Source organism: Kitasatospora sp. NPDC057595 (genome assembly GCF_042800875.1).
In the GTDB taxonomy this organism is placed as follows: domain Bacteria; phylum Actinomycetota; class Actinomycetes; order Streptomycetales; family Streptomycetaceae; genus Kitasatospora.
Map to the genome: position 1 here is coordinate 103,652 of NZ_JBHVGL010000005.1, position 19,496 is coordinate 123,147.

At 74.5% G+C, this 19,496-nt stretch carries 19 protein-coding genes; 3 read left to right on the forward strand and 16 right to left on the reverse strand.

What is annotated here, in order from left to right; genetic code table 11:
• Nucleotides 1-34: 34 nt before the first annotated feature.
• The 8 genes from yidD to ACFU9E_RS10750 all read right to left on the reverse strand — a co-directional run bounded on the left by yidD (nucleotide 35) and on the right by ACFU9E_RS10750 (nucleotide 9,403).
• A complete protein-coding gene (gene yidD / locus ACFU9E_RS10715; RefSeq protein WP_380689829.1) occupies nucleotides 35-622 on the reverse strand; it encodes a membrane protein insertion efficiency factor YidD in 588 nt (195 codons plus the stop codon).
• Between the two features lie 111 nt (nucleotides 623-733).
• Entirely contained in the window at nucleotides 734-1,507 is a 774-nt protein-coding gene (locus tag ACFU9E_RS10720) for a hypothetical protein (RefSeq protein WP_380689831.1), read from the reverse strand.
• A gap of 123 nt (nucleotides 1,508-1,630) precedes the next feature.
• A complete protein-coding gene (locus tag ACFU9E_RS10725) occupies nucleotides 1,631-2,644 on the reverse strand; it encodes a hypothetical protein (RefSeq protein WP_380689833.1) in 1,014 nt (337 codons plus the stop codon).
• A gap of 221 nt (nucleotides 2,645-2,865) precedes the next feature.
• Entirely contained in the window at nucleotides 2,866-4,278 is a 1,413-nt protein-coding gene (locus tag ACFU9E_RS10730) for a family 2B encapsulin nanocompartment shell protein (protein ID WP_380682275.1), read from the reverse strand.
• A gap of 483 nt (nucleotides 4,279-4,761) precedes the next feature.
• Nucleotides 4,762-5,826, reverse strand: coding sequence for a hypothetical protein (locus ACFU9E_RS10735; RefSeq protein WP_380682274.1), 1,065 nt, complete (start codon nucleotides 5,824-5,826; stop codon nucleotides 4,762-4,764).
• 185 nt (nucleotides 5,827-6,011) lie between these two features.
• Nucleotides 6,012-6,881 (reverse strand): DUF1963 domain-containing protein, encoded by an 870-nt coding sequence (locus ACFU9E_RS10740; RefSeq protein WP_380682273.1) that lies wholly within the window; start codon nucleotides 6,879-6,881, stop codon nucleotides 6,012-6,014.
• Nucleotides 6,882-7,059: 178 nt separating this feature from the next.
• The gene (locus ACFU9E_RS10745) at nucleotides 7,060-7,569 is read right to left on the reverse strand and encodes a hypothetical protein (protein WP_380682272.1); all 510 of its coding nucleotides are present in this window, start codon (nucleotides 7,567-7,569) and stop codon (nucleotides 7,060-7,062) included.
• 250 nt (nucleotides 7,570-7,819) lie between these two features.
• The gene (locus ACFU9E_RS10750; RefSeq protein ID WP_380682271.1) at nucleotides 7,820-9,403 is read right to left on the reverse strand and encodes a PLP-dependent aminotransferase family protein; all 1,584 of its coding nucleotides are present in this window, start codon (nucleotides 9,401-9,403) and stop codon (nucleotides 7,820-7,822) included.
• A gap of 199 nt (nucleotides 9,404-9,602) precedes the next feature.
• Between ACFU9E_RS10750 and ACFU9E_RS10755 the strand changes: the two genes are divergently transcribed.
• Complete coding sequence (locus ACFU9E_RS10755) at nucleotides 9,603-9,917, forward strand: chaplin (protein WP_380682270.1); 315 nt, start codon at nucleotides 9,603-9,605, stop codon at nucleotides 9,915-9,917.
• Between the two features lie 129 nt (nucleotides 9,918-10,046).
• Here ACFU9E_RS10755 and ACFU9E_RS10760 read toward each other — a convergent pair whose 3' ends face one another.
• Nucleotides 10,047-10,460, reverse strand: a complete 414-nt coding sequence (locus tag ACFU9E_RS10760; RefSeq protein ID WP_380682278.1) for a universal stress protein — start codon at nucleotides 10,458-10,460, stop codon at nucleotides 10,047-10,049.
• Nucleotides 10,461-11,051: 591 nt separating this feature from the next.
• Between ACFU9E_RS10760 and ACFU9E_RS10765 the strand changes: the two genes are divergently transcribed.
• Nucleotides 11,052-11,444 (forward strand): transglycosylase family protein, encoded by a 393-nt coding sequence (locus tag ACFU9E_RS10765; RefSeq protein WP_350567971.1) that lies wholly within the window; start codon nucleotides 11,052-11,054, stop codon nucleotides 11,442-11,444.
• Between the two features lie 154 nt (nucleotides 11,445-11,598).
• Here the strand turns inward: ACFU9E_RS10765 and ACFU9E_RS10770 are convergent, their stop codons facing one another.
• Nucleotides 11,599-12,192 carry a pyridoxamine 5'-phosphate oxidase family protein gene (locus tag ACFU9E_RS10770; protein WP_380682269.1) on the reverse strand — a complete coding sequence of 198 codons (594 nt, stop codon included), beginning with the start codon at nucleotides 12,190-12,192 and terminating at the stop codon, nucleotides 11,599-11,601.
• 172 nt (nucleotides 12,193-12,364) lie between these two features.
• Between ACFU9E_RS10770 and ACFU9E_RS10775 the strand changes: the two genes are divergently transcribed.
• Nucleotides 12,365-13,174 (forward strand): DeoR/GlpR family DNA-binding transcription regulator, encoded by an 810-nt coding sequence (locus tag ACFU9E_RS10775; RefSeq protein ID WP_380682268.1) that lies wholly within the window; start codon nucleotides 12,365-12,367, stop codon nucleotides 13,172-13,174.
• A 402-nt stretch (nucleotides 13,175-13,576) separates the two neighbouring features.
• Here the strand turns inward: ACFU9E_RS10775 and ACFU9E_RS10780 are convergent, their stop codons facing one another.
• The 6 genes from ACFU9E_RS10780 to ACFU9E_RS10805 form a co-directional block, all read right to left on the reverse strand.
• Nucleotides 13,577-14,482 (reverse strand): pentapeptide repeat-containing protein, encoded by a 906-nt coding sequence (locus ACFU9E_RS10780; RefSeq protein WP_380682267.1) that lies wholly within the window; start codon nucleotides 14,480-14,482, stop codon nucleotides 13,577-13,579.
• Between the two features lie 19 nt (nucleotides 14,483-14,501).
• A complete protein-coding gene (locus tag ACFU9E_RS10785) occupies nucleotides 14,502-14,804 on the reverse strand; it encodes a hypothetical protein (RefSeq protein WP_380682266.1) in 303 nt (100 codons plus the stop codon).
• A complete protein-coding gene (locus ACFU9E_RS10790; protein ID WP_380682265.1) occupies nucleotides 14,801-15,130 on the reverse strand; it encodes a DUF6313 family protein in 330 nt (109 codons plus the stop codon). Before ACFU9E_RS10790 ends, ACFU9E_RS10785 begins: the two co-directional genes overlap by 4 nt.
• A gap of 433 nt (nucleotides 15,131-15,563) precedes the next feature.
• On the reverse strand, nucleotides 15,564-16,661 hold the full coding sequence (locus ACFU9E_RS10795) for an ABC transporter permease (protein WP_380682264.1): 1,098 nt from the start codon (nucleotides 16,659-16,661) through the stop codon (nucleotides 15,564-15,566).
• Entirely contained in the window at nucleotides 16,658-18,292 is a 1,635-nt protein-coding gene (locus tag ACFU9E_RS10800) for a sugar ABC transporter ATP-binding protein (protein ID WP_380682263.1), read from the reverse strand. The genes ACFU9E_RS10795 and ACFU9E_RS10800 overlap by 4 nt, the downstream gene beginning before the upstream one ends.
• Complete coding sequence (locus ACFU9E_RS10805) at nucleotides 18,285-19,325, reverse strand: substrate-binding domain-containing protein (protein ID WP_380682262.1); 1,041 nt, start codon at nucleotides 19,323-19,325, stop codon at nucleotides 18,285-18,287. Before ACFU9E_RS10805 ends, ACFU9E_RS10800 begins: the two co-directional genes overlap by 8 nt.
• Nucleotides 19,326-19,496 lie beyond the last annotated feature (171 nt).

The window sequence follows — 19,496 nt, forward strand, 5'->3', positions numbered from 1 at the left end:
CCGCCGGGCGCCGGCCCAGCGCTCCGGTGCCGGGTCAGCGCTCCGGCACCGGGTCGACGCCGCCGCCGCGCCGGGCCACGCCGGGGCGGCAGCGCAGCAGCCGGCCCGCCGTCAGACGGGCACCGCGCAGCGCGCCGTGGCGGTGCAGCGCCTGGACGGCGTAGGTCGAGCAGGTCGGGGTGTACGGGCAGCAGGCCGGGCGGTTCGGGCTGATCTCGGCACGGTAGTGCCGCACCGCGCCGTACAGCATCCCGGCGGCCAGGCCCCGCGGCGGGGGCGCGGCCGGATCGGTGCGGTGCGCCGCGCGCCGCGTCCGGCCGCCGGTGAGGGCGAACCGGAGGCCGGCGGCCATCATCACCGGGAAGAGGCCGATCAGGCAGGGACCGTCGCACCCGTCGCCGCCGCAACCTCCGCCACCCCCACCGCCGCAGCCGGAGGGAAGGCAGTCGTCCACGTCGTCCTTCTGCTTCTTCTTCTCCCCGTGCGCGCGCAGGTACGCCTTCCACTCCTGCTGCTGCCGCCTGCGCCGACGTCGCTCCTCGGCCGGCAGCCACCACCAGGCCCGTCCGGGGCGTCCGGTCGTCGGGAACTGTTCGCCCTGGCCGGGCTGCTGATGGGACAACGCTGGTGATTCCTCTCGGCGCGCACGCCGGGGCCGGCCCCCAACGGCTCGATCAGACTATCGAAGGCCGTGATCGCGGGGGCCGGCCAGGGCGAGGACCGGGAAGGACGCTCAGTCGCTCCCGCCGCCGAGCGTGGGGAACAGGTCGGTGAACGTCTGGGTGGTGACCGAGACGCTGCGGCCGAACGGGTCGTCGAAGTCCCAGATGAGGAACAGCAGGAAGGCGATCAGGGCGCTGAACGCACCGGCGAGCAGCAACTCGCGTGCGGAGCGGCGGATCTGCAGGGCGAACACCATGCCGACCGTCACCACGGCGCCCACGATCAGACCGAACCAGACCACGCCCGGCATGGTCGGGCCGGCGTTCTGCCCGCGCGCGCTGCGGGCGTCGTCGGCGATGCTGATCCGGTCCATGATCGGCTGATACGCCTGGGCCTCCAGGTCGGAGGCCGGGGTGCGGGTCGCCACGTCGGTGCGCAGCTTCTCCAGCAGCTCGGTTCCCCGGTCGGAGATCTCGCCGTTCTCGCGCATGTACGTCCATTCCACGTCCACCACGTAGGAGACGTAGGCGTCGACGTCGGCGCGGACCTGGTCCCGGAACTCCACCGGGTAGACCTGTGCCCGCTCGCTGACCTCGTGCAGCGACTGCGCCTCGCGGAAGACGTCGTCCTGCGCCTGGCCGCGCGCCTCCCAGACACCGGCGATGGCGAGGCCGAGCACGATCGCGTAGACCACACCGATCATCATCGTCATGTACTCGATGACGTCGGGCGTCTCGTCGGCGTCCTCGTTCACACCGGCGCGGCGGTGCTTCAGCAGCACCACCGCCACCACGACGGCGCCGGCCGCCAGCATGGCGATGGCCAGCGCCAACCACTCGGACATGGGAACTCCTTTCTCGGTCGGAAATCGACAGGGTCGATCGGAAGCAGTCGGGACCGTTCGTCGGGACCGGTGCGATTCGACGAACGGCAAGCGAAAGGGAGGAAGGGGGAAGGGGAGGCGGCGTCAGGAGCCGCTGGTTCCGCCGGAACTCCGGGAACCGCCGGAGCCGCCACCGCCGCGACCGGCCCGGCCGCGTGGGCGCAGCGCCGCCGCCGCGAGCACGGCGGGCACGGTGACGACCAGCATGGTCCGGGTCGTGGAGCCGCCGTGGTGCCGCTCCGGCGCCTGGACGGGCGGAGCCGGTGGCACGGGTCGCAGCGTCGGGTCCGACCGCACCGGGCTGGGAGCCGGGGGCAACGGGGTCGGCGTCGGCGCGGGCGGCGCGGGCGCTTCGGGCGCGGGCGCCGGGGGCGGAGGTGGCGGCGGGACCACCAGCGCGGGCGGCGGGGTCGCCGGTCTCGGCGTGGGGGTGGGCGCCGGGGGCCGGGGCGACACGGGCGGCGGGGTGGCCGACGGCGTGGGCCGCGGCGTCGGTACCGGCGGGGCGGGCGGGGCCGGCTGCACCGGGGCCGGGGCCGGCGGCGGGGTCGGCACCGGGGTGGGGATCGGGGTGACGATCGGCGTCGGCGTCGGCGTCTCGACGGGCGTCGGCGTCGGCGTGGGAGTCGGCGTGGGCCGGGGCGTCGGGGTCGGCGTCGGGGTCGGCGTCGGGCTGGGGCTCGGCGACGGCGACGCGGTGGGCGTCGGGGTGGGCGTCGGGCTCGGCGACGGCGACGGGCAGGGGTGGTGCGTCGGCCTTGTCGGATGCGGGTGCGGGTGCGGGTGGTGCAGGATCCCGGCGAGGTCGACGTCCACGCCGACCGCCACGTCCACGTCCACCTCGACGTCCACGCCGTCCCGGCCGGCCCCGACCGCGACATCCGTCCCGGCGCAGACGCAGGTCTCGACGACCGGGCCGTGCGGCCGACCGCCGCCGTGCTGGTCCCCCGTGGGGCGGGCGGCGGCCGAGCCGCTCACCAGCGCGCAGAGCGCGGCCACCCCGGCCGCCGCACCGACCAGCCGGATCCGCCGCGCGCGAGGGCCGCCGGAGCCACCGTGCCCGGCGGCGACGGACGCCGGGCTCCGGTCCGCCGTCACGACGGCCCGTCCATCGATATCCGCCGGGGCGGCTGGGGCAGCGGCATCGCTCCGTGCACCTCTCGCGTCGTCAGGAGGTCGGCCGCGCCGGGAGGGGGCCGACACCGGACGGCCCGCCACGGGGGCGGGCCGTCCGGTATCCGGTTGAACGATCATCGGGGTGGACCGGTTACGCCCGGTCCGTGGCGGGCCCTCCGGAGAGGGCCCGTCCGAACTGCGCCTCAGCGGCGCCCGTGCGCGATCTCGACGTTCTCCAGCACACCCACCGCGTCCGGCACCAGGATCGCGGCGGAGTAGTAGGCACTCACAAGGTAGGAGATGATCGCCTTCTCGTCGATGCCCATGAACCGGACGGACAGGCTCGGCTGGTACTCGTCCGGAATGCCGGTCTGGTGCAGGCCGATGACGCCCTGGTTGTCCTCGCCGGTACGGATCACCAGGATCGAGCTGGTGTTCTCCTTGCTGATCGGGATCTTGTTGCACGGCAGGATCGGAACGCCGCGCCACGCCGGCACCTGCTGCCCGCCGAGGTCGACGTGGTGCGGGTAGAGCCCGCGCGCGTTCAGCTCACGGCCGATCGCGGCGATGGTCCGCGGGTGGGCGAGCAGGTAGTCGGGGTCGCGGCGGCGGTTGAGCAGCTCGTCCAGGTCGTCCGGGGTGGGCGGGCCGGAGTGGGTCTGGATCCGCTGGTCGAAGTCGGCGTTGTTGAGCAGGCCGAACTCCGGGTTGTTGACCAGCTCGTGCTCCTGGCGCTCGCGCAGCGCCTCGATGGTCAGCCGCAGCTGGTGCTCGATCTGGTTCATCGGCTGGTTGTAGAGGTCGGCGACCCGGGTGTGCACCTTGAGGATCGTCTGGGCGACGCTCAGCTCGTACTCCCGCGGCTTGAGCTCGTAGTCCACGAAGGCGCCGGGGAGCTCGTACTCGCCGTGGTGGCCCGCCGACATGGCGATCTCGGCCTCGCCACGCTCGTTCTGGGCCTGCAGCGGCAGCGCGAGGAAGGCCTCCAGGTGCTCCCGCAGCGCGGGCGAGTTGTCGCGGATCTGCTCGAAGTCCCGGCGGAGCAGCGACAGCACCGTACCGGCGGTCGCCGTCTTGGCGGTGAACTCCCAGACGGCGTCGGGGTCGAGCACGGCGTTCTCGCCGAAGCGGTCACCGTCGCCGAGCACGCTGACCACCGTCTCGTCACCGTACTTGCCGGTGCCGATCTGGTTGATCTTGCCGTGCGCGATCAGGTAGATCCGGTCCGCGGATGTGCCGCGGTCGGCGAGCACCTCACCGGGGCCGAAGTCGCGCTGCTCGCAGCGGTCGGCCAGCGCGGTGAGCACCTCGTCGTCCTCGAAGCCGCGCAGCAGGGCGAGTTCGCCGAGCTCCTGCGGGATGACCCGGACCTGGGAACCGGTCTTGATGAACTCGACCCGGCCGTCACCGACCGTGTAGGTCAGTCGGCGGTTGACCCGGTAGGCGCCACCGGCGGCCTGCACCCAGGGCAGCACCTTGAGCAGCCAGCGGGAGGTGATCTCCTGCATCTGCGGTGCGGACTTGGTGGTCGTGGCAAGATTGCGGGCCGCAGCCGTCGTCAGGCTGGACTGCTGGGCCACCTGCGGTGTCTCCGGGGTGGTCGTCTCCACGGACATCGGCAGGGATCTCCTTCGTGTGATCGGGTCACGCCGACCCGTCGGACGGCCGGCGACAGCCGGAGCATCGGTTTCGACGGATCATCAGATACGCGTATCGGTGGGAGTTTTGGCGGCCTTCGCGATGCTGTGCGCCCCGCTCGGGCGATCCATCGGAACCCTAGATCACCAAGACCCTGGCAACCCCGCACGGCAGCCGACTGCCCCCCGATAGGGTGAATCTCTCCGATCGGAAGGTTTGAATCCGAGAACCGCACGCGACCACGGCCGCACGTTCATGCGCATGCGAATCGCCCAGACGCAGGAACGATTCACCCCACCCGAACGGAGGAGCGCGAGCGCCCACGCCCCAGCCCCCGGGGCGCGAGACCGTCAAACATGTGTTCGAGATTCGAACACTGTGCGATTGGGGGCCGCGGACAGGGGTCCGGATCAGGACCTGCGTTCGAACGGCGTCGGCCTCGACCGGGGCCTGCGGGCAGCCTAATCCTCGCGTCGCGGCCGGCTGTCGGGCGGGGTCCGCCGGGCGGCGGACGGACCCTTGCGGCGGCGGGACGGCTGCCGGTTCCGCGGCGGGTGCAGGGAGCGCCAGTGCGCCATCCACCAGAGCCCGCTCACCACGACCGAGAGGCCGATCAGCACCAGGGCCAGAGCCGGCCAGCGGCTGTCGGCGAGCCGGATGTCGGCGACCAGCAGGACCCCCACCCCGGCGACCGGGACGAGCAGCGCGAACGCGGCCCGGGCGGCGGCGGTCACCACCCCGGGGTCGGTCCTGGCCCGCCGGGGACCGGGCCAGTCGGCCGGCTCACCGCCGAAGTGGAAGGCGACGGCGCGGGCAGCCAGCCGGTCGGTGGCGCGGTTGTAGGAGAACGCCATGTAGGGCAGCCAGATCAGCGGGGCGACGGTGCCGACCAGGAACACCAGGGCGAGCAGCGCCCACTCCCCTGCCGTCCGCCACCGGGACGGCGGCGGGACGACGTCCTCGCTGGTCAGCCCGAGCAGCCGGGCCATCCGCCACACCAGCGCGGCGAACCCCCGGAACCGGCCGGGCCGAACGACGTCCTCCTCCGGCGGCGGGCCGGCCGCGATGGCCCGCTCGGCGCTCACGAGATCCGGGTGCGCTCCCTGGAGGACGAGCAGTTCGGGGGCGCGGGCCCGGTCCGTGGGGTCCTTGCCCGCGAGGGCGGCGAGCTCCAGCAGCAGCTGCCCCTGGGCCAGCAGCGCGATGCAGAAGGCGAACGGGGCCATCCAGAGGAAGGGGCCCGCGACGAACGCTCCCTCGTTCTGGCTGACCCGGCGGGCACGGTCGACGGCCCGCTGGGCCAGGTCGCGCTCCGGGGCGCCCGGATACGCCGCCCGGAGCTCCGCGACTCGACGGGCGGCCCGGGGCCCGCGGTGGCGGACGGCGAAAACCGCGAGCAGCTCCGGCATCCGGGCCGGGTGGGCGCGCATCGAGCGCATCAGCTCGACGACGGGGGCGCTCTCGTCGGCCCCGGGTGCCCCGGGCTGTTCCGGGCGCCCGGGGCCCGGGTCTGTCGTTGGGGCCACGTCCGTCCCACCGTCCGCCGCGCGCTCCGGCCACACCCGGGCCGACGCCTCGCCCGGGCTCCTCCCAGCCTAGGTGCTGCCCTCGAACTCGCGCCTGCCGGGCCATGCGCCCCCGCCTCCGGACGGGGGGCACCCCCGATCACGCGGACTCCGCCCCCGGGGGCGCGGATCCGGCCTCCCACCGCTCAGGCGATCTCGAAGCCCTGCCGGACCCGGTCGAAGCGGCCGGCCGCGAGGTCGTCGGGGGTGATCCAGAAGGAGACGTTGACGCACTCGCCCCAGTCGGCGGCCAGCACGCCGCTCTCGATCTGGAGCAGCGGGCGGTGGCCCTCGGGGCGGCCGGTGTCGGTGTCGCACCAGCCGAGCACCCGGACCGCGGGGCGGGACAGCTGCTCGGCGAGGTCCTGGGCGAGGTCGAGGGCGATCAGGAAGTCGTCGGGGAACAGCCGCTCCAGCTCGCGGTCCTGGTAGGACGGCGCGGACAGCGCCCGGGCGGCCCTGACCGGGACGCCCGGCACGGCGGGAGTGCCGCGCTCGGCGAGCGGCGCCGGCCGCGGTGGCGCGCCGGCGGCGACGTGCAGGACCCGGCAGCCGCGGCCGGTGAAGTCGGTGAGCCACTCGTCGTGGAAGAAGAGCAGCAGTCCGTCGGCGGGCAGCGGCCAGCCGCCGGTGTCCGGTCCGGTGGCCAGGAAGGCCGCGGCGAGCGCGGCGCAATCGAGCTGGGCGAGCAGCTGCATCGGGCGGTCGCCGAACTCCGGCCAGGCCGTGCCCGCCGGCAGCGCGGGCAGGCCGCCGAGCCGGCCGGCCACGCCGTCGTGCGCGGCACCGTCGGCATCCCCGGCGCCCGCGGCATCCCCGGCGCCCGCAGCGTCGCCGGCGTCCTCGGTGTCCGCCACGGGATCGAGGACGAGGGAGGAGCGGAACAGCCCGTGGACCAGCGGCGCCAGCCGCTCGCCGGCCCGGGCGCGGATCAGCTCAGCGACCTCGCCGGGTATCGGCGGCACGCCCTCGCCGGGAATGGTCGGGCGGGTGTCGGTGGTCACGAGTTCGGCCATGCGCCAAGCCTGTCACGGGGGTACGACAACGCCGGGGCGGCAGCCGCTGCCCCGGTGGGCGGACGGGCACCGGAACGGGCACACCGACGGGCACCGGGAACGGAGCCCCCGTCAGGTGCCGCCACGGGGGCGACCGGCACCTGACGGGGGGTCATGGAAGGGCGGGGGGCACGGGCCGTCAGGCGCAGACGACCTCGTTGCCGGGCACCTGGAAGATGCCGGAGTCGCTGGCGGTGCCGTTCGCGTACTCGTAGTAGAGGTAGGTGTAGAAGTCGATCCGCGCGCCGTTGCCGCAGACCGAGTCGGCGCCGATGGCGTAGGTCAGCGTGACCGTGGTGGTCGCGCCGGCCGCGACCGGGACGGAGTGGTGGACCAGGCCGCTGGTGGCACCGGTGTCACAGCTGGTGACGTTGCCGCCGCAGGCGGAGAAGCCGTACTTGAGGCCGGTGTTCAGGGTGGTGGCGTAGGTCGGCTGGATGGACTCGTAGACGAACTGCGCGGCGGTGTCGTGCGGGTTGGTCAGGGTGAGCGTGAGGGTGACGGAGGATCCCGGGGTGGCGGTCGCCTTGTCGACGGCGACGGACAGCACCGGGGTGCCGGCGTGGGCGGGGGTCGCCGACAGCAGCAGGGCGACGAGGAAGGCGAGGACCGCGGGGAGGCCGAGACGGCTCTTGAGTGAAGTGCGCATGACCAGTGAGCGTAGGCGGCGGTCCGGTCCGCGGTGGCGGCTTCCGCCCCGGTCCGTACCGGCATATGACCGGCGAGCGGACACCGGGGCCATTACCTTCCGGTTCGCTTCGCGCCCGGGTGTCCGGAGCCCTACCCTCCCCTCCCGCCGCACCGGACGGCGGCTCGCCCACGGGCCGGGCGCCTGGCGGCGGAGCGGTCCGGCGGACCGGGCGCCGGGCGGCCGGCGGGCCGGCCGGGCCCGTGCTCCGTCAGAGCGGCGACGGCAGGACCGCGCAGAGCGCGTCCACGGCCGCCGGGTAGGCGTGGTCGGGCGGGGTCGCGTAGCCCACCACCAGGCCGTCCACCGCCGGCATCGCCTCCGGAGCCAGCAGCGGGTGCCGGAAGTCCGCCAGCCCGTCCAGGGCCAGCCCCCGGCCGGCCGCCGTCCTGAGCACCGATCGCTCGGTACCGGGCGCGAGCCGGAGCACCGCGTGCAGTCCGGCCGCGATCCCGGTGACCTCGACGTGCGGGGCCCGCTCGGCCAGGGCGTCGACCAGCCGGTCGCGGCGCTCGCGGTAGCGGCGGCGCATCCGCCGCACGTGCCGGTCGTAGCCGCCCGAGTCGATGAACTCCGCCAGGGTCAGCTGGTCCAGCGCGCTCGCCCAGCCCTCGCGCTCCCCCTTGGCGGCGACCACCCGGTCCACCAGGTGGTCGGGCAGCACCATCCAGCCGAGCCGCAGGGCCGGGCTGAGACTCTTGCTGGCCGTCCCGAGATAGACCACCCGCTCCGGGTCCAGGCCCTGCACCGCGCCGACCGGCTGCCGGTCGTAGCGGAACTCGCCGTCGTAGTCGTCCTCCAGGACCAGTCCACCACGCCCGCGCGCCCAGTCCACCACGGCCGCCCGGCGGCCCGCGTGCAGCGGTCCCCCGGTCGGGAACTGGTGGGCGGGGGTGAGCAGCGCGGTCCGGACCTCGCGCTGGTCCGCGAGCGCGCCGACCCGGGCGCCGTGCTCGTCGAGCGGGAGCGGGACGGTGGTGACCCCGGCCGCGGCCAGCAGACCGCGGTGGAAGGGCAGCCCGTAGCCCTCGACGGCGAGCGGGCCCCGGCCGCGGGCGGGGAGCACGGCGCCCGGGCCGTCGAACAGCAGGCGCAGCGCGTGGGCGAAGCCGGAGCAGACCACGATCCGGTCCGGGCCGGTCCGCACCCCGCGGGCCCGGGCGAGGTGGTCGGCGAGGGCCTCGCGCAGCTCGCGCCGGCCCTGCGGGTCGCCCGGTCCGAACGCCTCGTTGGGCGCGGCGGTGAGCGCCCGGCGTCCGGCGGCGAGCCAGGCGGTGCGGGGGAAGGCGGACGCGTCGGGCCGGCCCTGTCGCAGGTCGTGGGTGGGGCGCGGCGGAAGGGAGGAGCGGCGGGCGCGGTTCGCGGCGACCGGTTCGGCCCGTTCGGCGACGGCGGTGCCCGAGCCCTGGCGGGCGGTGAGCCAGCCCTCGGCGACCAGTTCCGCATAGGCGTCGGCGGCGGTGTTGCGGGCGATGCCGAGGTCGGCGGCGAGCGTGCGGTAGGGCGGCAGCCGGGTGCCGGGGGCGAGCCGGCCGCTGCGGATCGCCTCGCGCAGGGCGGTCATCAGGGCGGACCGGCGGCTGCCCGTGGCGGGCAGGTCGAGGTGCAGGTCGGTGCCGGACGGGCCGGCGGCGGAGCGAGGGGCGGCGGATCGGGGGGCGGCGGTGGTGGCGTTCACGTCGTCCGTCCGGCGCCCGGGGTGGTGGGCCGGACCGGCGACGGGGTGTGCCGGTCCGCCTGATCCGGCGGGACGGCGGCGGGGCGTCCGGGGCTGATCGACCGGGGTGTCCGTCATGGTCATGCACCTTAGCGCCGGGCCCGTCCGGGCCCCGGGGCCGGGCCCCGCCGCCCCGGGCGGCCCGGGGCCGTCGCCCGGTCGGCCGCGCCGGGTGGGCGGCGGCGTTCCTGCATCGGTGTGTGCTTCCGACTGCGATCGGGTGATCCGATGGTCGGATTGTGTCGCCCTCAGCGTGGCGGCTGGCTATTCCTTCGGCATGACCAACACCAGGAAGTACCTGATCGCCGCGGGCCTCGGTGCCGCGCTGGCGGTCCTGTCCGCCGGCCCCGCCTTCGCCGGCGACTGCGACGAGCCCGAGCACGGGCACGGGCACCACCAGCCGGGGCAGCACGCCCCCGCGTTCCACTCCCCCACCCCCCACGAGGGCGGCGGAACGACCTGTATCAACGAGGGCGGGGCCTACGCCAGCGGCGTGGTGGCCAACTCGCCGGGGGTGCTGTCCGGCAACCAGGTCCAGATCCCGATCAGCGTCCCGATCAACGTCTGCGGCAACAGTCTGTCCATCCTCTGACCGAAGCCCGCCCACCCGCGCGCCGACGCCTCGCCGACGCGCCCCCGCACGCCGAGGGCTGCGGTCCCGGAACCCCCGGGGCCGCAGCCCGTTCTCCTTCCCCACCTGCCGCCCCCTCCCCGCGGACGCCTACGGGACCACCGTGACCGGCCAGCGGCCCGCCTTGACCAGCCGCACCGCGACCGAGCCGATCACCCGGTGCCCGGCCTGCTCGGAGGCGCCGACCACCACCCCGTCGGCCCGCAGCTCGTCCGCCAGCCGCGCCAGCCCCACGTACGGGTCGCCGCGCACGGTCAGGAACCGCCAGTCCACCTGCCAGACGTCGCGCAGCCGGTGCTCGGCCTCGCGGATCGCGGTGAGCAGTTCCTCGGCGATCTCCCGGGTGGTCTCCTCCACCGCCGCGCCGGCCAGGGCGGTGGCCGCGCCCAGGACCGGCTGGATGTAGGCGATCGCCAGGGTGGCGTTCTGCCGCCGGGCCAGGCCGGCCGCGTAGGCGGTGGCACGCCAGGAGGAGTCCGAGCCGTCCAGGCCCGCCAGGAGCATCCTGGGGCCGTCGGTGCCCAGCTCGAACCCGGCCGGCGCGACCGCACCGCCCGGCTCCTCGGCCTCGAAGTCCGCCTCGTCCCGCTCCGCATCGCTCTCGTTGGTCATGGCCAGAGGCTATGCCGGACACGGCGGGTGACCGCAGGGGGCACGGCCGGTGAGGGCTGTGGTGCGGGCCACCCGTGCCCCCGGCCCCCGGCCCCCGGAGGGGCGGATTCGCGCACGGCGCGGCGAGCGCCCGTCACACGCCGTCGACCGTGTGCGCGGCCTCACAGGGCCCGGGATGTGCGCCAGGCCACTTTCCCGGAAGGTTTGATCTTGAAAATCGGGACATTTGCCTTCAAATCCACCCATTTTCTTGATCCTTACTAGCGGTAACCCCGCCCTGACGTGGCTAAACCTGCGATTCCTTGAAACGGCCCCACAGCCCCCGTAACTTCGAAGTCGTTGCACCGAGCAAGCCGCTCACCAGGGCCTCACCGCCCCGGGAGCCGGACGGTGCAAGACCACGCGAGTGCTGAGTCCCCGAAACCGACGGCCTTCCGAGGGCCTGGTTCCGCACGCTCGCAAACCCTCTCCGAAAGGAAACCCATGACCTTCCGTAACGAGACCGCCGCTGCCACCACCACCGCCACCAAGCGCCGCAACCGCGTCCGGATGGCTCTGATGGCCGGGGCGCTCACCGCTCTCCCGGTGGCCGGCCTCGTCGCGGCGAACGGCGCCTCCGCCGCGCCGGTCTCCGTGTGGGACAAGGTCGCGCAGTGCGAGGCCACCGGTAACTGGGCCATCAACTCGGGCAACGGCTTCTACGGCGGCCTGCAGTTCACCTCCAGCACCTGGGCCGCCTTCGGTGGCACCGCCTACGCGCCGCAGGCCCACCAGGCCACCAAGGCGCAGCAGATCGCCGTCGGCGAGAAGGTCCTCGCCGCGCAGGGCCCCGGCGCCTGGCCCGTGTGCTCCGTCAAGGCCGGTCTGAGCAAGTAAGACCCCTGACCGGGCAGGCCCCCGCGCCTCGCCTCCCCTCGCCGGGGAGCACCACGACAACGCCGCTGCACCCGACCGGGCCCCTGAAGGGCCGGTCGGCGTCCAGCGGCGTCGTGCGTTCCACGGCGTCGTGCGTTCCGCGCCGCGTACGCCGTCAGCCGGCCGGGCCGGGGCGGGCGGGGAGCGGCAGCGGGATCGCCGGCAGGCCGTCGAGGCTGGTGGCCACCTGCGGCTTGCGCGCGCAGTAGTCGCTGAACTCCTCGTCCGTCTGGCGGCCGAAGTACTGCGCGTGCAGGTCCCGGTCCTCCTGGTAGTCCATCAGCGGAACCGCGTAGCCGCAGGAGTCGCTCACCCGCTCGGCCGTCACCAGGACGATCGCGCGCAGCGAGGGTCCGTCCGCGGCCGGGTCGAAGCGCGCGAGCAGCGCGGCGAACCGCGGGTCGTCGCGGAACACCGCCTCGCCGTGGCCGTGCACCCGCAGGATCTTCGGCGGGCCGGTGAAGGCGCACCACATCAGGGTGATCCGCCCGTTCTCCCGCACGTGCGCCACCGTCTCCGCCGCCGAGCCGCCGAAGTCCAGGTAGGCGAGGGTGCGTTCGTCGAACACGGCGAGCGACCCGGACCGGCCCTTGGGCGAGAGGTTGACGTGCCCGTCGGCGGCGAGCGCCGCGGTCGCCACGAAGAAGACGGGCTGGGCCTCGATGAACGCGCGCAGGCGGTCGTCGATCTTCTCGTATGTCTTTCCCATGCGGTGATTCTGCCGTCGGGCCGCCCGCGGGGAGATCGAGTTCCGTATGCCGGACGCCCCCGCACCTCTGCGGTCGGCCGTACCCGGTCGGCCGTACCCGGTCGGACAGTATCCTTGACGGACTCGCGGGCCGCCCGGTCCTGCAGGGCGTACCAGCGTGAGGAGTGGGGTCTTGGCCGACAGCGGGCTGCTGGCCCATCAGCGGCAGGCGATGATCGCCGAGATGGTGCGCCGCAGCGGAGCCGTACGCGTCGCCGAGCTGGTCGAGCAGCTGGGCGTCTCGGACATGACCGTGCGCCGCGACCTCGACGCCCTGGAGCGGTCCGGCGTGGTGAAGAAGGTGCACGGCGGGGCCGTCGCCGCCGCCGGCACGGCCATCGACGAGCCGGGTTTCGAGGCGAAGTCGGCGCTGGAATCGGCCGCGAAGGCCGCCGTGGCAGAGGCCGCGGCCACCCTGGTCGAGCCCGGCAGCGTGGTCGCCGTCGCGGCGGGCACCACGGCGTACGCGGTCGCCGCCCGGCTGCTGCACGTCCCGCGCCTCACCGTCGTCACCAACTCGCTGCCGGTCGCGGAGCTGATCCGCTCGACGGGCGACGAGCCGGCGGCCGGCGCGCCCACGCTGCTGCTGACCGGCGGCTCGCCCACCCCCTCGGCGGCGCTGGTCGGCCCGCTGGCCGACCAGGCGGTCCGCTCGCTCCATGTCGACCTGCTGATCCTCGGGGCGCACGGGGTCAGTGAGAAGGCCGGCCTGACCACCCCCAACCTCGCCGAGGCGCAGACCAACCGGGCACTGGTCGCCTCCGCCCGCCGGGTCGCGGTGGTGGCCGACCACACCAAGTGGGGCGTGGTCGCGCTCAGCGGGTTCGCCGCGCTGGACGAGATCGACGTGTTCGTCACCGACGCGGGCCTCAACGCCCAGGCCCGCACCGCCCTGGCGGAGGCCGTCGGGGAGCTGGTCGTCGCTCCGGTCCCGACGGACTGAGGCCGCCCGCCACCCGACACCCGCCGGATGCCTGGAGATGGGGCCCGGTCGTACGCCCGTTGCCGGCTCGGGATCACGGGGCCCCTGGTGGTGAGGAGTCCGCCGAGAAGCGTGGGCTTTCCTCCGGCTTCCCGCCGCCCGGGCGACGGGCGGAACGCCTGGTCGTTCGAAGGCTGTGAGGACGCGACGAGGCCGGCCGGGCCCGCCGTGGAGCCGTGACGTGACCGGTCATCGTAGGTGCGGGACGTCTCCGGAGCCCTCGCAGGTCACCGGGCTTCCGCCCAGCACCGTTGGCGGGACGTGTGCACGGTGGCCGTCGGATCCGGGCCGCGAACCGGGCACCCGGCCTTGGTCACGCCGGCTGTGCGGGCGGACCGGGGCGAGCGGTGGAGCGCGCGCCGGTCACACCAGCACCACGCTGCGGTCCGGCGACGACCCTCCCCGGACGCGGTACACGCCGGGCTCGATCTCGTCCGATCCGGCGAGCACCCGATCGGCGATCGCCGCCGGCCACGCGGTGGTGCGAATGCCCCAGGTCACCGAAGCGAGGTTGACCTGGTCCAGGCGGGCCAGGGCCAGGTTGGCCCCGGTCAGGTCGGCCCCGGTCAGATCGGCCCCGGTGAGGTCCGCGAAGGTCAGGTCGGCGCCGGTCAGGGTGGCCCTGGTCAGGGTGGCTCGGAGCAGTTCGGCCCCGGCCAGGACGGCCCTGGTCAGATTGGCCCCGGCCAGGTCGGCCCCGATCAGGTCGGCCCCGGTCAGGTCGGCCCGGTCCAGGCGGGCCCCGGCCAGGTCCGCCTCGCCCAGGACGGCCCCGGTCAGGTCCGCCCCGCTCAGGGTGGTCCCGGCCAGGACGGCGCCGGTCAGGTCGGCGCCGGTCAGGGTGGCCCGGTTCAGGGTGGCCCCGGCCAGGTCGGCCCCGGCCAGGACGGCCCCAGTCAGGACGGCCTCGGCCAGAATGCTCCGGGTCAGGTCGGCCCCGGCCAGGTCGGCCCCGGCCAGCTCGGCCCCGGCCAGGACGGCCCTGGTCAGATTGGCGCCGGCCAGGTCGGCCCCGACCAGGCCGGCAAGGGCCAGGTCGGCCCAGGCCAGGTTGGCCTCCGCCAGGTTCAACCGGTCGTTGCCGGCACGAGTGAGCGTGAGGCCGGCCGCCTGGGCGAGGGCCTGCCGAGGCTCTTCCTCGCGCCCGGCACGTTCGGCGATCCCACGGGCCGTCTCCGTCAGCGCAGCGGAGGGAGCGTCGGGGCGCGCGAGGTACAGCACGCCGCGCAGCACCGCGCTCGCTCGCGTCATCTCGTCGTCGTCCACCACGTTCTCCACGGTAGGGCTGTCATGACAGGCCTGAACAGATCGGGCACCGCGAGCCGGAGACGCCCACGCAGGACAGCAGGACGTCGAGCGCGGCGTTCTGCGCCCAGCGAAGCCTGTCCGCATGAGTCTGCTTCCGCTTCGGTGCGGCATTGTCCAGCAGGAAGGTCACGAGCTGTCGCCAGTGCTCCTCTGCGCGCTCCCAGTCCGGGCCCGGGACCGGGACCGGGACCGTTGCCGTCGCGGCCCGGTGCAGGTCGCCGAAGGCGAGGACGGCCGTCTCGACGTCGCCGCCGCGTTTGTGCAGGTCGTGCAGCATGATCACGGTCCGCTCCCGCCCGGCGGCGGGGGCGGGGGAGCGGCGAGCTCCCGGACGCTGTTCAGGACCTCCTCCAGCGGCAGGGCCTGGTGGGCCTGGATCTGCGCGGTGACGAGATGCCCGGCCATGCCGCCGACGAAGGCCGGGATCGCGGCCCATCCGGTCACCGACAGCAGCCACGCACTCCACTGCGGCCGCACCGCGGCCGGCGAGGCGAGGCCCACCATCACCTCGTACGCCTGCGCCCACCCCAGCAGGAAGCCGTTCAGCGCGAACAGTCCCGCGCACAGTCCCAGCACCCAGCTCGCACGGGTCAGCAACCAGTAGGGCAACCGCCCCAGCGCGTGCCGCCGCGCCCACCAACCGCCCAGCCGCCGGGCACGGCCAGGGGCCGGCGGGCCGGGCCGCCGCGCGGGAACGGGCGGGACAGCAGGGGGTGGTGCTGGCGGCGGAGGCGGTGGTGTCGGCGCGGGCACGCCCACACGCTAGCCCTCCCACGGCCGCCTGCACGGTCGAACCGAAGGATTCGCCGCCGCACCGCCGAAGCCCGCCTCGGGCACGGGGCGTTGTCCGCCCCGCACGCACGGGGGTCACCCGGAGATCCGCGACCATCTCGTGGCCCGCATGGCCGAGGTCGAGCGTGCAGGCCGGCCCGGCGAGGTCGAAGGACTCCGGGTCGGCCTGGCGGGCGCCGAGGGGCCACATCATCGAGAGGGGCCGAGGTCGCGTTTGTGCGCCCCGGTTCCGGGGCTTCGGAGCCGATGGCTAGCCGGGCAGGCCGACCGCGCGGTCGCCGGAGCGGGACTGCTGGACGACGACGGCCACCACCAGCAGCAGGCCCTGGGCGACGTTCTGCCAGAAGGAGTTGATGCCCTCGACGGTGAGCCCGTTCTCCAGGGCGCCGAGCAGGGCGACGGCCAGCAGGGTGCCGCCGATCCCGCCCCGGCCGCCCTTGAGGGCGCAGCCGCCGAGTGCCGCGGCGGTGATCGCCTTGAGTTCCAGGCCCTCGCTGCCGGAGACCGGCTGGCCCGAGCCGGTGCGGGCGGTGAGCAGGATGCCGGCGAGCGCGGCGACCGCGCCGATCAGGGTGTAGACGGCCACCAGGTACTTGTTGATCGCGATGCCGGCCAGCCGGGCGGCGGTGTCGTTGCCGCCGATCGCGTAGAGGTTGCGGCCGAGGTCGGTGTAGGTGAGCAGGATGTGCACGGCGAGCGCGACGAGGATCAGGATCCAAACCATCACCGGCAGTCCGGCGATCTTGCCGCGGCCGAGGAAGACGAACACCGGGTCGCCGAGCACATAGCCCTGCGCCCGCCCGTCCGAGACGAGTTGGGCGATGCCCTTGTAGGCGGCGAGGCCGGCCAGGGTGGCGATGGTCGCGTTGACCCGGCCTCGGACGATGACCAGGCCGTTGACGGTGCCGACGAGAACGCCGACGGCCACCGCGGCGGCCGTCCCGGCGAGGGCGTTCGACCCGGCCGAGGTGAAGGCCATGGCGCTGACCACGGAGGCCAGGCCCGCCTGTGAGCCGACCGAGATGTCCAGACCGCCACAGATGATCACGACCGTCTGGACGACGGCGAGCAGGCCGGTGATGGTCGCGGCCTCGGCGATCACCTGGAGGTTGGTCCAGCCGAGGTAGTTGTCGTCGAGCAGGCCGAAGACGGTGAGGACCAGGGCCAGGGCGCCGAGCAGGCTGAGGTTCTGGCCGCCGATCCCGGCGAGCAGGGCGAGCGGACGGCCTCCCGTGCGCCGCCGGCGGCCGTGCCCGGAGCCCGGTCCCCGGCCGGAGCCGGGTTCTCCGGACCCGGGGTCGCCGGGACCGGGGCGCCCGACGGCGGGCGGAATAGCGGCGCTGGTCATGAGGGTGCTCCCGGGGAGGTCGGGCGGTCGGCGGTGGCGACCGCGGTGATGTCGTCGGCCATGGCGAGCTGCAGGACCGCCTCCTCGGTGGCGGCCGCGCGGTCGAGTTCGCCGGTGATCCGGCCGTTCTGCAGGACGACGATCCGGTCGGCCAGGCCCAGGAGTTCGGGCAGTTCGGAGGAGATGACCAGCAGGGCGACGCCCTCCTCGGCCAGGTCGGCGATGATCCGGTGGATCTCGGTCTTGGCACCGACGTCGATGCCGCGGGTCGGCTCGTCGAGGATCAGCAGCTTGGGCCGGCGGGCCAGCCAGCGGGCGAGCACGACCTTCTGCTGGTTGCCGCCGGAGAGCTTGCGGACCTCGTGCTCGATCGACGGGGCGCGCACCCGCAGCCGGTCCGTGTACACGCGGGCCAGGTCGCGTTCGGCCGCGCGCCTGACGAAGCGCCAGCGGCGCAGCCGGTCCAGGACGGCGATCGAGGTGTTGTCGCGGATCGAGCGGTGCAGGAAGAGGGCCTGGGCCTTGCGCTCCTCGGGGGCGAGGCCCAGGCCGGCACGGATCACCCGGCCGGGGCGGCCGGCGGGCAGCGGTCGCTCGTCGAGGGTGACCGTGCCGGAGCGGACCGGCAGGTCCCCGGCGAGCGCCAGCGCGAGTTCCGAGCGCCCCGCGCCGATCAGCCCGGCCAGACCGACCACCTCCCCGGCCCGGACGGTGAGGTCGATGTCGCGCACGTGGTCGGTGGTCAGGCCGCGGGCCCGCAGCACCACCCGGTCGGTGGCGACGTCGCCGCGGACGAACAGGGCGGACAGGTCGCGGCCGACCATCTGCCGCACGAGGTCGCCCTCGGTGGTGTCGCGTGTGTCCTGGACGCCGGCCAGCGCGCCGTCGCGCAGCACGGCGATCCGGTCGGCGAGCCGGAAGATCTCGCGCATCCGGTGCGAGACGTAGACGACCGCGACGCCCTCGGCGCGTAGCCGGCCGATGAGCGCGAAGAGGGTGTCGGCCTCGTGCTCGGACAGCGAGGAGGTGGGCTCGTCGAAGGCGATCAGCTTGGCCTCGCCGGCCCCACCGGTCAGCGCGCGCATGATCTCGACCAGCTGGCGCTGGGCGGCGGTGAGCCGGGAGCCGGGCAGGTCGGGGTCGAGGACGCCGGTGAAGCCGAGCCGGTCCAGGTCGGCGGTGATCCGGCGGCGCAGCACGGCACGGTCCAGCCGGCGGCCCCGGCCGGTGGGGAGGGCGCCGGCGTAGACGTTCTCGGCGACCGAGACGTGCGGCACGATCTCCGGTTCCTGCGGGACGATGCGGATGCCGAGGGCGCGGGCCTGGGCCGGGGAGCGCAGGTCGACGGGGCGGCCGTCGAGCAGGACGCGGCCCTCGGTGGGCCGGTGGTCGCCGGTGAGGATCTTCAGCAGGGTGGACTTGCCGGCGCCGTTCTCGCCCATCAGCGCGGTGACCGTTCCGCGGGGGAAGTCGAGGGTGACGCCGCTCAGGGCCCGGACGGCGCCGAAGGTCTTGGTGAGGGCCGCGACGCCGGTGGTGCCGGGCGGTTGCGGGGTGGGCCGCTGTCCGGCGGGCGGCCGGGGCCCGGGCGGCTCCGGGGTGGCCGGCGGCTCGGTGGCCCGGTCAGCCACAGGTGACTCCCGCGCCCTGCCAGGTGGCGGCATCGACCATGGTGGCGCGTGCGAACAGCTCGGCCGGGAACTCCTTGCCGTTCTTGAGCTTGTCGTACATCGTCTGGACGGCGAGCGCGCCGACTTCCCGTCCGTTGATGAACAGCGCGGCCTTCATCCCGGTCGGCTTGCCCGCGCTCCAGTCCTTGCAGGCGAGGTAGGCGCCGAGGCCGACGCCGATCACGTCGTTCGCGCCGAGGCCGGCGTTCTGCAGCGCGGTGACGGCGCCGTGCACGTTCTCGTCGTTGCAGCCCCACACCACCCAGTGCTTGACGCCCGGGTTGGCGGTGACGGTCGCGGCGACCTTGTCCTGCGCGCCGGTGGGGGTGTTGTCGGTGGCGACGTCGATGGTCCGCACGCCGGGGACGGCCGCGTCGAAGGCCTCCTTGGCCCCCTTGACGCGGTCCCCGCAGACGGTGACGTCCTGCTTCCAGGCCGAGACGACCCGGGTGTCGGCCGCCGACCAGCCCGCCTTGGCGTACTCCTCGGCGGCGCGCCGGCCGACCTCGGCGCCCATCTGCGCGCCGCTGAAGCCGATCCGCGGCACCAGGTCGGCCTTGGCGCAGGCGGCCGGGTCGGGGCCGGTGGCGCAGACCTGGTCGTCGGAGGTGAGCAGGGCGGTCCCGGCGTCCCGGAGCGTCCGCACGACCTGCGGTCCGACGGCCGGGTCGGGGACGACGACGATCACCCCGTTGGTCTTCCGGGCGACGGCTCCCTGCACCTCGCTGACCGTCTTGTTGGCGTCGCTGCCGAGGTTGACCACCTTGAGGTCGATGCCGAGTTCGGCGGCCTTGGCCTTGGCGCCGGCGGCCTCGCCGATGAAGTACTCCTGGTCGCCCTGCTTCTGCAGGTAGGTGATCGAGATCTTCCCGCCGACGGGTGCCGCCGAGGCGTTGCCGGTGGTCGTCTCCTGCCCGTCGGAGCAGGCGGCGGTCAGGCCGAGGGCGAGCAGGAGGGAGCCGACCGCAGCGCGACGGCTGGTGCTTCTGGTCATGGACTGGACCGCTCCTCATCAAGCAGAACCAAACAGATTTCAACGCGATGTGAAATATCACACCCGGCACTGACAGACCGTCAAGCCCCGTGCAGCAGAAAGGTGCTCTTGAATGTCGGCTCCCGCCAGACCTATGCTGCGTTGCTTTCTGTTTGAAAATGAGACAGAAAG

Coding starts and splice junctions, on each gene's coding strand:
- ACFU9E_RS10760 (WP_380682278.1), bottom strand. CDS start 10,460: ATGCTCCTGGCGGGCCTGGACGGCTCGGACTCCTCCTGGCGTGCCACC.
- ACFU9E_RS10805 (WP_380682262.1), bottom strand. CDS start 19,325: ATGACCAGAAGCACCAGCCGTCGCGCTGCGGTCGGCTCCCTCCTGCTC.
- ACFU9E_RS10720 (WP_380689831.1), bottom strand. CDS start 1,507: ATGTCCGAGTGGTTGGCGCTGGCCATCGCCATGCTGGCGGCCGGCGCC.
- ACFU9E_RS10740 (WP_380682273.1), bottom strand. CDS start 6,881: ATGGCCGAACTCGTGACCACCGACACCCGCCCGACCATTCCCGGCGAG.
- ACFU9E_RS10745 (WP_380682272.1), bottom strand. CDS start 7,569: ATGCGCACTTCACTCAAGAGCCGTCTCGGCCTCCCCGCGGTCCTCGCC.
- ACFU9E_RS10750 (WP_380682271.1), bottom strand. CDS start 9,403: ATGACGGACACCCCGGTCGATCAGCCCCGGACGCCCCGCCGCCGTCCC.
- ACFU9E_RS10730 (WP_380682275.1), bottom strand. CDS start 4,278: ATGTCCGTGGAGACGACCACCCCGGAGACACCGCAGGTGGCCCAGCAG.
- ACFU9E_RS10765 (WP_350567971.1), top strand. CDS start 11,052: ATGACCTTCCGTAACGAGACCGCCGCTGCCACCACCACCGCCACCAAG.
- ACFU9E_RS10755 (WP_380682270.1), top strand. CDS start 9,603: ATGACCAACACCAGGAAGTACCTGATCGCCGCGGGCCTCGGTGCCGCG.
- ACFU9E_RS10795 (WP_380682264.1), bottom strand. CDS start 16,661: ATGACCAGCGCCGCTATTCCGCCCGCCGTCGGGCGCCCCGGTCCCGGC.
- ACFU9E_RS10770 (WP_380682269.1), bottom strand. CDS start 12,192: ATGGGAAAGACATACGAGAAGATCGACGACCGCCTGCGCGCGTTCATC.